Below are 14752 nucleotides of genomic sequence, written 5' to 3' on the forward strand. Positions count from 1 at the left end.
ACTTTTCTAAGTTAGAATTGTTTTTTTATATTCTTTTTATCTGAACTTTTCAATAAAGAAAAATTAGAAAGATGACGTTTTCTTTTTTTCGATTTTTTAGTTAAAAGATGATTTTTAAATGCTTGTTTTCTTTTTATACTGCCATTAGCTGTTTTTTTAAATCTTTTTTTTGATCCTGATTTTGTTTTCAATTTAGGCATAATACTAAAACTTCTTTGGAGCTAAGATCATATACATTCTTTTTCCTTCCATAACAGGCATTTTTTCCACTCTTCCATATTCTTCAATTTCTTCTGCAAATTTTAACAATTTTATTTTTCCTTGATCTTTATACACTATGGAACGACCTTTAAAAAAAACAAAAACTTTTACTTTATCCCCACGCATTAAAAATTTTTCCGCACTCTTTATTTTTACTCTTCCATCATGATCCCCTATTTGTGGACCAAATCGAATTTCTTTAGTATTTACTTTAATTTGTTTTGCTTTAAATTGCTTCTTTTTTTTCTTCTGTTCATAAAGAAATTTTTTATAATCCAGTATTTTGCATACTGGAGGATCCACTTTAGGATTAATTTCTACTAAATCTAATTCCTTATCTCTAGCAAATTGAAGAGCTTCCTGAATAGAATAAATTCCGTTTTCTACTATATTACCAACTAAGCGAACCTGATCAGAATAAATATGGGCATTAATGCGATGTCTCTCTTTTTTTTGTGGTAACGGACGATATATCCTCTTTTTTTTATGCCCTCTAGAAAATTTCTTTTTTATGATAATTTTATAAATTTAATTAGTTTCTTTAAAAATAGCATCTATTCCATTGGAAATAGTAAATCTTCCTATATGACCCAATCCATGACGTCGTAATGAAATCATTTTATTTTCTTCTTCTTTTTCCCCCAAAATAATCATATAAGGAATTTTATTTTCTTCAGAATCCCTGATTTTCTTATCAATTTTCTCATTTCTTTCATCAAGAAAGACACGAATCTTATGATTTAACATCAAATTTAAAATTTTTTTTGCATAAATTATATATTTATCACTTATAGGAAGAATAACGGCTTGATTAGGAACCAACCAAAAGGGAAGATTTCCTTTTGTGTGTTCTATAAGAATAGCGATCAAACGTTCCAAAGAACCAAAAGGGGCACGGTGGATCATAACTGGACGATGTCTTTCGTTATTTTTTCCCTTATAATATAAATCGAATCTTTCAGGCAAATTATAATCTATTTGAATAGTTCCTAGTTGCCAGTTTCTTTTTAAAGAATCTTTGATAAGAAAATCTAATTTAGGACCATAAAAAGCGGCTTCTCCATAATGAAGAGATGCATCTATTTTTTCTTCTTTAACAGCTTGTAGTATAGCCTCTTCAGCCATTTTCCAATTTTCATCAGATCCAATATAATTATGAATTTTTTTTGGATCTCTCAATGAAACTCTAATCGTATATTCCAAAAAACCTAAACGACGAAATACGTAGAAAACTAAATTTATGACTTTTTTAAATTCTTCCAATAGCTGATCATACGTACAAAAAATATGAGCGTCATCTTGTGTAAAACATCTCACTCTTGTTAGACCATGAAGTTCTCCACTTTGTTCATACCTATAAACAGTTCCAAATTCTGCAAAACGTTTAGGAAGATCACGATAAGACCATTCTTGAGAACGATAAACTTCACAATGATGAGGACAATTCATTGGTTTTAATAGGAATTCTTCTTCTGAATGAGGAGTTTGAATCGATTTAAAACTGTCTTTCCCATATTTGTCCCAATGTCCACTTCTCACATATAATTTTTTATGTCCAATATGTGGAGTCATAATCATCTCATATCCTGATTTTTTCTGAATATCTGTCAAAAATTCTTCTAAATTTCTTCTAAAAATTGTTCCTCTAGGTAACCATAATGGCAAACCCGTTCCAACTCTATCAGAAAATATAAAAAACTTTAGTTTTTTTCCTATTTTTCTGTGATCCAGATTAGAAACTGAATATTTATTCATTATACAACTCAAATAAGTTAACTATAACTTTGTAAAAAAAAAAGTTACGAGTTTTTTTCATTTTATTGATAAATATAATGCAGCTGCCATTACACTACCAAGAATAGGTCCTAATACAGGAATCAAAGCGTAATCCCAGTTATTCTTTTCTTTTCTACCAGAAAAGAAAGAAATTATAGAATATACAATTCTTGGACCTAAATCACGAGCAGGATTAATAGCATATCCCGTGGTTCCCCCTAAAGATAATCCAATTCCTAATATAATTAAAGCTGATGGAAAAGCTCCAAAATATCCTAATCCTATAAGGTGGAAAGTAACAAACATAAAAATAAAAGTAGCTAATACTTCACTCAATAAATTAGAATATAAATTTTTTATAGCAGGACTGGTAGTGAATACAGATAATTTATCCTGTTCATTTTTAGTTTCTGAGAAATGATCTTTATATAAAATCCATACCAATAAAGATCCTAACATAGCTCCTATAAATTGAGAAAGTATATAAAAAGGAACAAGATTCCATTTAAACCTTCCAATCATAGCAAGACCTATTGTAACAGAAGGATTTAGATGACCACCACTATAAGGAGCTGAAACTAATATTCCCATAAAAACAGCTAATGCCCATCCCATAGTAATAGTGAACCATCCACCATTTTCATGTCCTTTTGTTTTAGATAATAAAACATTAGCCACTACTCCATTTCCTAAAAAAACTAAAATCATAGTTCCTATAATCTCTCCAGATATTTTTGTCATTATAATTAAATTAAATAACTTTATTTTCTAGACCAAGAACGTGTTGTTTTTATTGCTTTTTTCCAACCTTGAATTCGTTCCCAACGACTTGACATTCCTTTTGGTTCAAAAACCTGTTCTAATTGCCATTTATCTTGAATATCCTCCAAACTAGTCCAGTAATTAACAGATAATCCAGCTAAATAAGCAGCACCTGCTGCTGTAAGTTCAGATATTTTTGATTTCACTACTTTGACATTTAAAATATCAGATTGAAATTGCATCAATAATTTATTAACCGTTGCTCCTCCATCTACACGAAGTTCTTTTATAGAAATTCCAGAATCTGCTTCCATAGCTTTCAGAACATCCATATTTTGAAAAGCAATACTTTCCAAAGCCGCACGTACAAAATGAGCAGAAGAAGTCCCCCTAGTAATTCCAACAATAGTTCCTCTAGCTTTTTGATCCCAGTAAGGAGCTCCCAAACCAGAAAATGCAGGAACCATATACATTCCTTCTGTATTATCTACTGAAGCGGCTAATTTTTCCGCTTCACTTGAAGATAAAAGTAAACCTAAGCCATCTCTAAGCCATTGAACAACTGCTCCAGCAATAAATACACTTCCTTCTAAAGCATATTGAACCTTATCTTTAATTTTCCAAGCAATAGTAGTTATTAAATTATTTCGAGAGAAAACAGGATGTTCTCCAACATTCATTAACATAAAACAACCTGTTCCATAGGTGTTTTTAACCATTCCAATTTTAGTACACATTTGACCAAATAGAGCGGCCTGTTGATCTCCAGAAATTCCAGATATAGGAATTTGATGGGATAAAACATGACCCGTTGTATAACCAAAAATTTCACTAGAAGACTTGACTTCTGGAAGCATTGTTTTTGGAATATCAAATAATTTGATTAAATCTTGATCCCAACTAAGGGTATGAATATTAAAAAGCATGGTTCTAGATGCATTAGTGACATCCGTTACATGAATTTCTTTACCGGTTAAATTCCATATCAACCATGAATCTATAGTTCCAAAAGCTAATTTTCCAGAATTAGCTTTTTTCCTAGCTCCTGGAACATTTTCTAATATCCATTTAATTTTAGTAGCAGAAAAATAAGGATCTATAATAAGACCGGTTTTTTTTCGAATCATTTCAGTCAAACCTTCACATTTCATCTGATCACAATAACTAGATGTCCGTCGGTCTTGCCAAACTATTGCATTATAAATCGGCTCTCCCGTTTTTCTATCCCATACCACGGTTGTTTCTCTTTGGTTAGTAATTCCTATTGAAATAATATTGCTTCCTTCTAAATTTGCTTTTAAAATAGCCTCTAAAGCTACTGAAGCTTGTGTAGACCATATTTCTTCTGCATTATGTTCTACCCATCCAGGATAAGGATAAATTTGTGTAAATTCTCTTTGAGCTACGGATATAATATTTCCAACCCTATCAAAAACAATAGCTCTAGAACTGGTAGTTCCTTGATCTAATGATAGCACATATTTTTTCATAAGCATATGATGATGGTATTAAACTTCTCTTTGAATTAAACTGGATAATAATATTGCATAGCTAACTCTTTGAAAGCAGCTACCTGTGATTTTTCCCATGTTTTATCTCGAGGAAGTTCTTTAGCCATTAATGCTGCTACTCTTGGTGCTATATCTATCGCTTTTTGAGCATTTAAAAATAATAAACGAAACCTTCTTGCTAAAACATCTTCAATTGTTCTAGCCATTTCATGACGGACCATCCAAACAACTTCTGCTTTAGTACAAAAATAAGAAGGACCTTGAGATATTAATGGCTCTCCCCATAGAGGATTTTCCTCAATTAATTTTTGAATGTAAAATTCATCCTCCCCATATTTTTTCCAATAAGAATTATAATTCTTAGATGAAGAAATAGCTCCATAAATTTTCAGATTTTTTGTTATAGAAGGAACTTTATTTAATTTTCCTATCTCAATGGCTTTATTGACAGTTTCTTCTGCCATTTTTCTATATGTAGTCCATTTTCCACCTATGATAGTTACTAGTCCAGAAGGACTAATCATCAGTTTATGAGATCTAGATATGTCTTTAGTGGGAGTAGAAGAAGAAAAACGACGAGGAAAAAAAAGAGGACGTAAACCTGAAAAAGCACTTAAAATATCCTTTTTTTTTGGTGTATTTACAAAATATTGTTTAAAAGTCTGTAGAATAAAATCTATTTCTTCTTCTAAAGGTTTAGGATCAAGATCACTTTTATCCAAAAAAGTATCTGTAGTTCCTATCAAAACATGATCATACCATGGAATACTAAAAAGAACTCTACCATCCGTAGTTTTTGGAATGACTATAGCATTTGAACTGCTAAAGAAGGATTTTTTTAAAACAATATGCGTCCCTTGACTAGGTTTTATTAAAATAGGCCATGTGGATTCATCCATTTTAGAAATAGAATCTGAAAAAACCCCTGTGGCATTAATAACTGTTTTTGAATAAATAGAATATTTTTTTTTAGTTTCAAGATCATAAGCGATCACTCCAGATATTTTTCCTATCTTTTTAATAAGATTTTTTACTTGAAAATAATTCAACACGACTCCTCCTTGCTGAACACAAGTTTTGGCTAAATTAATAGCTAAACGTGCGTCATCAAACTGTCCATCATAATATAAAATACCCCCTTTCAAACTATGCGGTCGAATTTCAGGAAATATTTTCAGTATTTCATTTCTAGATAAAAATTGAGATTTTCCAAAACTAAGAGAACCAGCTAACCATTCATAAAATTTCAAACCAGCCCAATAAAAAAAACCCATCCTCCAACTAAAAATAGGAATAACAAATCTTTGTTTTTTTACCAAGTGAGGAGCATTTTTCAACAAATGTCCTCTTTCCTGTAAAGCTTCATAAACTAATTTTATATTTCCTTGAGCCAAATATCTTATTCCTCCATGAACTAATTTAGTACTACGACTAGAAGTTCCTTTAGAAAAATCAGATTGTTCTAAAAGAAGAGTTTTATATCCTCTAGAAGCTGAATCCAAAGCGATTCCCAATCCTGTAGCCCCCCCTCCAATCACCATAACATCCCAAATATTTATATTTTCTAAAATTCCTAAAAATCTTTCTCTATTTAAAAAACCTTTCATCATAGTTTACTCATTCATAAACATATACATATAATTCCATCAAGAACTGTATATCCACATTGGGGTCTTGAAAAAACTATTCATATCAAACGAACAAAATTAAAAATATTTTCAATAAAAGAAAATTTTTATTAAAATTAATCCAAGATTATATACTATTTTCTTTATTCATCATTTTAGATATAAAATTTTTTATCATTTGGGATCCTGAATTAGGATGAATAGTTTTCATCATTTTACTTATGCTATAAAATTGTTTTAAAAAAAGGTCAATTTCTCTTAAGGAAACTCCAGAACCTTTCGAAATTCGTTTTTTTCTTCTCACATCATCAAGTATTTTTGGATGATTTCTTTCATATGGAGTCATAGATAGAATTATAGATTCTATTTCTTTGAAAGAATCTTTTTTTTCGTTTTTATGTTCAAAAAATTTATCCATGCCAGGAATCATGGACATAAGATTCTTCATACTTCCTATTTTTTTCACTTGTTGAAGTTGCTTCAAAAGATCCTCAAAATTAAAACGATTTTTTGAAATTTTTTTATAAATCTTTTGAGTTTCTTCCTCATTAAATTGTTCTTGAACTTTTTCTACTAAAGAAACAATATCTCCCATTCCTAAAATCCTATTAGCTATTCTTTCTGGATAAAAAATTTCTATATCTTCTATTTTTTCTCCATTGCTAATAAATTTTATAGGCTTTCCAATGACACTAGACATAGTAATAGCTGCTCCTCCTCTACTATCCCCATCTAATTTAGTCATTACGATCCCATCAAAATTTAGAATACGAGAAAAAATTTGAGCCGTATTTATAGCGTCTTGTCCAGTCATGGAATCCACCACGAATAAAGTTTCATCTGGGTGAAAATACTGATAAATTTTTTGAATTTCATCCATCATCTTTTTATCAATAGCTAATCGACCTGCAGTATCAATAATAACTACATTATACTTTTTTTTAGAGGCATAAATAAGAGATTTCTCAATAATCTCGATGACATTTTTATTTTCTTTTAAAAAGAAAACAGGAAGATGAACTTGATCTGCAATAATTTTCAGTTGATCTATAGCTGCAGGACGATAAGTATCTGCAGCTACTAATAAAGGATTTTTATTTTTTTTTCTACACAAAAAAAAAGCGAGCTTAGAAGAAAAAGAAGTCTTTCCACTTCCTTGTAACCCACAAATTAAAATAATGGAAGGATTATTAGAAATATTTATTTTTCTATTCTTTTTTCCCATGAGGGTGACTAACTCATCATATACTAGTTTGATAATTAAATGTTTTGGATTTAAAGAAGTTAATACTTTTTTACCTAAAGATTTTTCTTTAACTTTTTGAACAAAAATTTTAGCAATCTTGTAATTAACATCAGCATCAATAAGAGCTCTATGAATTTCTTTCATAGTCTCTGCAATATTTATTTCAGTTATTTTGCTATTTCCCTTTAAAATATGAAAAGCTTTATTCAATTTTTTTTGTAAATGTTCAAACATAAACGTTTATTTTTTTTTTACATACGATCAAGCATTTTTATGCCTAATAAATTCATTCCAGATTTTAAAATGTTCCCTGTCACATGAATGATATTCATACAAATATTACTATGAATTATATCTAAAGGGTTTATTACTCTTGTATTTTGATACAAATGGTTAAATATTTTAGCTACTTCATATATATAATTAGCAACTAAAGAAGGATTCAATTCTCTTGCAGATTTTTTTAATATAAATGGATATTTTTGAAGAATTTTAATCATATTTTTTTCATGGATATCCAATTTTTCATTAGACCAATCCTTATGAGTTAAGGAATAAAAAAAAGTAAACTTTCGTTCTATTGAACGAATTCTCGAATAAGCATATTGGATATATGGACCTGTCTTTCCCTTGATATCTATAGATTTATCAGGAAAAAAAATAATCCTTTTCTTAGGATCGACTTGTAAAAAATGATACTTTATAGCTCCTAATCCTATTATTTCTGCATATTTTTCCTTTTCTTCTTTGGAAAAATCTTTTAAAAAATTTTTTTTTACAATAGAAGACGTTTCTGAGATCAGACTATCAGCATCTATAATATTTCCTTTTCTTGATTTCATTCTACCACTTGGTAAATCTACCATTCCATAAGAAAGATGAGTTAATTTTTTCACCCATATGTATCCTAAACGTTTCAGGATAGTAAAAAGTACTTTAAAATGATAATCTTGTTCTTTTCCTACAATATAAATGAGTTTATCTATATGATCATACTTTCTAAAACGCTCTACAGCAGTTCCTATGTCTTGGGTGATGTATACAGAAGTTTCATCTGATCGTAATAAAAGTTTTTGATCAAAACCTTCTTTAATTAAATCAACCCAAATAGACCCATCTTGTTTTTGAAAAAAAATTCCTTTTTGAAAACCCTCTTTTATGATATTTTTTCCAATTTCATAAACATCACTTTCATATTCTACTTGGTCAAAAAGTATTCCTAATTTTTTATAAGTTTCTTTGAACCCATCATAAACCCATTTATTCATTTTTTTCCAAAGATTTCTAGTTTCATGATCTCCTGATTCCCATTTTTTTAATAGATTTCTAGTTTTTTTTATAATTGGAATATCATTCTGATTATTTTTATTTTTTTTAGAAAATTTTTTAACTTCTTCACAATAAATTTTATCAAATAAATTATAATATTTTCCCACGAAATGGTCTCCTTTCATATCTACCCCATCAGGGGTTTCTCCTTTTCCTAATTCTTTCCAAGCCATCATAGATTTACATATATGTATTCCTCTATCATTAATTATCTGTATCTTAGTAATTTTATTTCCAACCATTTTCAATATTTCTGATAAAGAATAACCAATAAGACTATTTCTAATATGACCTAAATGAAGAGGTTTATTTGCATTTGGAGAAGAATATTCAATCATGATATTTTTATCAGACAATTTTAAATCATAAAAATTTTTATTTAACATATTTATAAGAAGATAAAGATAATACCTGTCCTTGAAAATAAAATTTAAAAAACCTCCAACAATAGAAAAACTAATCAACCCTTTTAATTGATCCTTAACGTAAGTTCCAATATTTTTTCCAATTTCTTCTACAGGTTTTTTTAATATTTTAGACAAAGAAAACAAAACAAAAGTAATATCTCCTAGATGTTCTTTTTTAGTAGATTGAAAATCCAACCTGGGACAAGGATCCAATCTGTATAAAATAGAGATGGATTTTCGAATGGATTCCTCTATAGATGGAAAAACCTCATTCATAAGACTACAGAAATCTTTTTAATTTTAAACGCCATCCAAAAGGATCTTCCGACAAGTTATGCTGAATGTCTAATAGTTTCTTTTTCAAGAATATTGATATTCTTTTTTCATCTGTAAGATCTGGTAAAGAAAAATTTACACCTAGATAACTAATAGTTTGAAAATAATTCACCACTACGGCTGTTCCACAACCAAAAGCTTCTTTTAAGACTCCTTTTTTTAATCCATCTATGATTTCTGAAACACTTAAATCTCTTTCTTCTATATCTATTCCTTCTTTCTTAGCTAAAACAAGAAGACTTTTACAGGTGATTCCACTTAATATATTTTCATTAGTTCGTGGAGTAACGAGTTTGTCTTTTATCCAAAAAAAAACATTCATTGTTCCCAATTCTTCAATCCATGTATGAGTGGATGAATCCGTCCATAAGATCTGATCGAACCCTTCTTCTCTTGCTAATCTAGTAGGATAAAAAGAAGAAGCATAGTTTCCAGCAGCTTTAGTAAATCCAACTCCTCCTGATGCAGCACGACTATATTTTTCTTCTATTTTTATTTTTAATGGATATTCATAATAAGCATCTGCAGGGGTAGATATAATCATAAATAAATAATCCTTAGATGGTTTAGCAGATAAAACTCCATCCATTGCAATTAAGAAAGGACGAATATATAAAGATTGTCCATAATGTTTTGGGACCCAATCTCGATCTATATTTATTAGTCTTTTTAATCCATTCATAAATATGGATTCTGGAATAGGTGGCATTTCTAAACGTGTAGCAGATTTATTGATTCTTTTAAAATTTTCTTCTGGACGAAACAAAAAAATTTCTTCATTTTTATCTTTATAAGCTTTCATTCCTTCGAAAACCGCCTGTCCATAATGAAATACAAGAGATTTTGGAGAAAGGTTTATATTTTCGAATGGTTTAATGATTGAATTCTTCCATTCTCCGTTTCTAAACTCTGAACAAAACATGTGATCCGAACAATGATTTCCAAAAGAAATATTGTTAAAATCTATCTCATCTATCCTAGAATGTAAGGTTTTTTCTATTTTCATAACGTAAAAAAAACTTTATCTTTATTAAGATACCAAAGGTAATGAATAATAAATATTTTATTTTTTTTTAAAAAAAATATTAATAATCATAAATTTTCTAACTATCCTGCATAATTTTTAATACTTTTTCTACAATATTTTCAACAGATGGTTTTGAAAAATAATCTCCATCAGATCCATATGGAGGACGATGCTCTTGAGCCGTAATTGTAATAGGAGGATTATCTAAATAATAGTATCCGTTTTGTTCTTCTAATATTTTTTGGAGTATATAAGCAGAAGCCCCTCCTGGAACATCTTCATCTATAATTAATAATCTATTTGTTTTTCTTAAGCTTTTTCCAATATTCTTTTGAAGATCAAAAGGCAATAGAGATTGAATATCAATGATTTCAGGATCAATATTTATTTTAGATAATTCTTCTGCGGCCTCATGGACAATTCTCCATGTAGAACCATAAGTAACAATTGTAATATCTTTTCCTATTTTAGTCACTTCTGCTATTCCAATAGGAGTTCTAAAATAACCTAAGTTTTCCGGAAGTTTTTCCTTTATTCTATAACCATTTAGACATTCAATCACTAAAGCTGGATCATCTCCAGCTAGAAGAGTATTATAAAAGCCTGCAGCTTTTACCATATTTCTTGGAACAAGTACAAAAATCCCTCTTAAATAATTGATGATACCTCCCATAGGAGAACCAGAATGCCATATTCCTTCTAAACGATGTCCTCTTGTTCGAATAATAACGGGAGATTTTTGCCCTCCTTTTGTTCTGTATTGCAAACAAGCCAGATCATCACTCATAATTTGCAAAGCATACAGAATATAATCTAAATATTGAATTTCAACTATAGGACGAAGTCCACGCAAAGCAAGACCAATTCCCTGTCCAAGAATAGTAGATTCACGTATTCCCGTATCGAAAACTCGTGATTCTCCATATTTTTTTTGAAGACCTTCTAATCCTTGATTTACGTCTCCAATTTTACCGACATCTTCTCCAAAGATTAAAAGATCTGGGTATAATTCTAATAACTTATCAAAATTCTCTCTTAAAACGATTCTTCCGTCTACTTCACAACAATTTTTCTTATTATATACAGGAAAAACTTCGGTAATTTTTACGGAAGCTTTTTCAGAAATGCTATATAAATGTGAAGAATAATTCTCTTTTTCTTCATGGTATTTTTTTTTAAACCATTTTATCAGACATTCTTTCTGATAAGATTCTTCTTTCGACAGAAGATACAAAGATCTTCTGACAACACTAAAAATGGATCTTTTCGTATGTAACTGTTTGATAGTAAGCAATTCTTTGACAGAATTTTTTATCCATTTCTTACGTGGAAATGCATATTGCAATTTTTGCAAAATCCGAATAGCTTCATTTTTTATTTTTTCAATAGGCTTTTGAAACGCTTCCCAAGCTTTTCTTTGTTCTTGAAGAACATATTCTTTGGCTTCTACATCTATTTTATTCATAGAATCTCCATTTGCAATCTTTTTAAAAAAGCCAGTGTCTGTTTTAAACTGAAAATTCAAAATCCAATCCCTAAATTTTTTGATTCCATCATTTTTCATTTCCCATTCTAAACGCTCTTTAGATTTATATCGTTCATGTGACGAAGAGGTAGAATGTCCTTGTGGTTGGGTAAGATTCGTCACATGAATGATAACTGGAATATGTTCATGACGAGCTATTTGATCTGCTTGAACATACGTTTTTGTAAGATCCATGTAATTGGATCCATTTACACGAAGAATTTCTATCCCATTTTCTTCTTTATTTCTCTGAAAACCTGATAAAAGATCGCTAATATTTCGTTTTGAAAATTGATACTTATTAGGAACGGATATTCCATACTCATCATCCCAAATAGAAAGGATAATAGGTATTTGTAATACGGAAGCTGCATTCACGGTTTCCCAAAACAACCCTTCAGAAATGCTGGCATTTCCAATAGTTCCAAAAGCGACTTCATTTCCATTATGAGAAAACATTTTATGTGTTTTCTTCAAATTTTTTAATTTCTTATAAATTTTAGAAGCTTGAGCCAGACCTAATAGTCTTGGCATTTGTCCAGCTGTAGAAGAAATATCTGCACTAGAGTTTTTTTGGGTGATGAGGTTTTTCCAACTTCCATCTTTGTTCAGAAGACGTGTTCCAAAATGAGAAGTCATCATTCTACCAGAAGAAACAGGTTCTGCTTCTAAATCAGAATGCGCATATAATTGAGAAAAAAAACTTCTTACATTTAAAACTCCAATAGCCATCATAAAAGTTTGATCTCTATAATATCCAGATCTAAAGTCACCATTTTTAAAAACTTTAGCCATAGCTAGTTGAGGAATTTCTTTTCCATCTCCAAATATTCCGAATTTAGCTCTTCCATTTAAGACTTCTTTACGACCTAAAAGACTTGTTTCACGACTGATTCTTGCTAATTTATAATCAGTCAAAATCATTTTTCGAAACAAATCGAAAGAGGTTTTCCCATCATTTATCTCCATTCCATATTTTATACTATTTGTATTCATTAAATACTAATTTTTTTTTTATGAAAATACAGTTTTCAGATTCTTATAAAAGAAAAAATAAAGTTTATTTTTAATATATTGCTTAATAAAGAAAAAAAATGATCTCTCACATGATGGGAAAAATCACATTGGCTATCATAAAGCCTGATTCTGTTGAAAAAGGATATATAGGGCCTATTTTGTTTCATATAGTCAATGCAGGATTTCATATTATGGCACTTAAAATGACGGATCTCTCTAAAAGATCTGCAAAAAAATTTTATGCAGAACATAAAAAAAGTCTTTTTTTCGATTCTTTAGTGAACTTTATGTCTTCCGGACCAATAGTCTCTATTATTCTAGAAAAAGAAAATGCAGTAGAAGATTTTAGAATTTTAATAGGAGATACAAATCCCATTCATGCAGCTGAAGGGACTATACGAAAGTTATATGCAAGTTCTTTAGAAAAAAATGCGATTCATGGATCAGATAGTAATCAAAATGCTGTTAGAGAATGTCTATTTTATTTCTCTCATCGAGAAATTTACTGGTAATTCAACTTCATTTCAAAAATTTGTATTTTGTATAATTAAAATTATAAAATGAAAAAAAGTTTTTTAATTATTATTTCCACTATATTCATCTTAATATTTGTAATCAGTTTATGGATAACTGAAACATATAATCAACTAGTCAAATTGAATGAAAAGATAAAAACACAATGGAGTCAAGTGGAAAACGTTTATCAAAGACGAGCAGACTTAATTCCAAACTTAGTAAAAACGGTAAAAGGATCTGCTAATTTTGAAAAAAACACTCTGAATCAAGTCATAGAAGCAAGAACAAAAACCACTTCCATGAATATCAATCCCAATAATTTAAATCAAGATCAAATAAGCAAGTTTCAAAGAGCGCAAGAAGGATTACAAAGTTCTCTTAGCAGATTATTATTAATTGTAGAAAATTATCCTCATTTAAAATCAACACAAAATTTTTTAGAATTACAAAATCAATTAGAAGGAACAGAAAATCGTATTAATGTGGAAAGGAACCGTTTTAATGATCAAGTCAATCATTTTAATACTTATAGAAATAAATTTCCAAAAATTATCATCGCGAATTTTTTTCCTCAATTTAGAGAAAAAGGATATTTCAAATCTCAAATAGAATCAGAAAAAGCTCCTATTATAAATTTTCAGGATTAAAAAAAATGGAAAAAAAATTTTAGATGAAAAAAATTCTAAAAGAGATTAGTAAAATTTTACTCATTTTACTAATTTTCACAAATTTCGTACAAGGACAATTAAATATTCCGGATAATCCAAAAAAAATATATCCCGTTTACGACTATGCAGGAGTTTTATCCCACCCTCAAATACAAAAATTAAATGAAAGACTCATTCAATATTCAAAAAAAACCTCTACAGAAATTTTAATTTCTATTGTTCCAGATCTTTATGGAGAAGATCCAAATTTTTTAGCTTCTAAATGGGGGAATAAATGGCATATTGGAAAAAAATATAAAAACAATGGAATTATCATATTATTATCTATTAACGATAAAAAAATCTCCATTCAAAATGGATACGGAATAGAACCCTACTTGACCGATTTTACCACTCGACGACTCATCCAAAAAATAAAACCTCTTTTAAAAAAAAATCTATACTATGAAGCTATAGATATCAGTCTGAAAGAAATATTCAGAACCATGAAAAATGAATATATAAACAAGGAAAACAAAAAAAATCATTTTTCCAAATGGAATTTGGCTTTTTCTATTAGTGTTTTTTTGATTATGTTTTTTTTCTTATATAAAAAAGTAATCGACCCAACATCATTATTAAATATATTATTTTTAACGAATATTACGAATCTTATAAAAAAATCTTCCGATAATGAAGATAGTTTTGACGGATTCGGAGAAGGTGGAAATTTTGGAGGTGGTGGATCATGCGAAAACTGGTGA

General features: G+C 29.3%; 13 protein-coding genes. 3 read left to right on the top strand and 10 right to left on the bottom strand.

Features of this window, described 5'->3' with window-relative positions; genetic code table 11:
* Window positions 1-11: 11 nt before the first annotated feature.
* The 10 genes from rpmI to H0H45_RS00925 form a co-directional block, all read right to left on the bottom strand.
* Window positions 12-200, bottom strand: coding sequence for a 50S ribosomal protein L35 (gene rpmI, locus H0H45_RS00880; RefSeq protein WP_185866731.1), 189 nt, complete (start codon window positions 198-200; stop codon window positions 12-14).
* 4 nt (window positions 201-204) lie between these two features.
* A complete protein-coding gene (infC, locus tag H0H45_RS00885) occupies window positions 205-735 on the bottom strand; it encodes a translation initiation factor IF-3 (protein WP_238785254.1) in 531 nt (176 codons plus the stop codon).
* A 54-nt stretch (window positions 736-789) separates the two neighbouring features.
* A complete protein-coding gene (thrS, locus tag H0H45_RS00890) occupies window positions 790-2016 on the bottom strand; it encodes a threonine--tRNA ligase (protein WP_185866732.1) in 1227 nt (408 codons plus the stop codon).
* 57 nt (window positions 2017-2073) lie between these two features.
* Entirely contained in the window at window positions 2074-2778 is a 705-nt protein-coding gene (locus H0H45_RS00895) for an MIP/aquaporin family protein (RefSeq protein WP_185866733.1), read from the bottom strand.
* Window positions 2779-2798: 20 nt separating this feature from the next.
* Window positions 2799-4295 carry a glycerol kinase GlpK gene (gene glpK / locus H0H45_RS00900; protein WP_185866734.1) on the bottom strand — a complete coding sequence of 499 codons (1497 nt, stop codon included), beginning with the start codon at window positions 4293-4295 and terminating at the stop codon, window positions 2799-2801.
* Window positions 4296-4324: 29 nt separating this feature from the next.
* On the bottom strand, window positions 4325-5920 hold the full coding sequence (locus tag H0H45_RS00905) for a glycerol-3-phosphate dehydrogenase/oxidase (RefSeq protein ID WP_185866735.1): 1596 nt from the start codon (window positions 5918-5920) through the stop codon (window positions 4325-4327).
* Between the two features lie 145 nt (window positions 5921-6065).
* Window positions 6066-7418 (bottom strand): signal recognition particle protein, encoded by a 1353-nt coding sequence (gene ffh, locus H0H45_RS00910; protein ID WP_185866736.1) that lies wholly within the window; start codon window positions 7416-7418, stop codon window positions 6066-6068.
* Between the two features lie 17 nt (window positions 7419-7435).
* A complete protein-coding gene (gene argS / locus H0H45_RS00915; protein WP_185866737.1) occupies window positions 7436-9196 on the bottom strand; it encodes an arginine--tRNA ligase in 1761 nt (586 codons plus the stop codon).
* A gap of 4 nt (window positions 9197-9200) precedes the next feature.
* Window positions 9201-10262, bottom strand: a complete 1062-nt coding sequence (locus H0H45_RS00920; protein ID WP_185866738.1) for a branched-chain amino acid aminotransferase — start codon at window positions 10260-10262, stop codon at window positions 9201-9203.
* 97 nt (window positions 10263-10359) lie between these two features.
* A complete protein-coding gene (locus H0H45_RS00925; protein WP_185866739.1) occupies window positions 10360-12804 on the bottom strand; it encodes an alpha-ketoacid dehydrogenase subunit alpha/beta in 2445 nt (814 codons plus the stop codon).
* A 110-nt stretch (window positions 12805-12914) separates the two neighbouring features.
* Between H0H45_RS00925 and ndk the strand changes: the two genes are divergently transcribed.
* Genes ndk through H0H45_RS00940 form a run of 3 tightly spaced genes read left to right on the top strand, consistent with a single transcriptional unit; the run spans window position 12915 to window position 14752 of the window.
* Window positions 12915-13337, top strand: a complete 423-nt coding sequence (gene ndk, locus H0H45_RS00930; RefSeq protein ID WP_185866740.1) for a nucleoside-diphosphate kinase — start codon at window positions 12915-12917, stop codon at window positions 13335-13337.
* 48 nt (window positions 13338-13385) lie between these two features.
* A complete protein-coding gene (locus tag H0H45_RS00935) occupies window positions 13386-13988 on the top strand; it encodes a LemA family protein (RefSeq protein WP_185866741.1) in 603 nt (200 codons plus the stop codon).
* 23 nt (window positions 13989-14011) lie between these two features.
* A complete protein-coding gene (locus H0H45_RS00940) occupies window positions 14012-14752 on the top strand; it encodes a TPM domain-containing protein (RefSeq protein ID WP_185866742.1) in 741 nt (246 codons plus the stop codon).

The sequence above is a fragment of the Blattabacterium cuenoti genome (assembly GCF_014252095.1).
Lineage (GTDB): Bacteria > Bacteroidota > Bacteroidia > Flavobacteriales > Blattabacteriaceae > Blattabacterium > Blattabacterium cuenoti_F.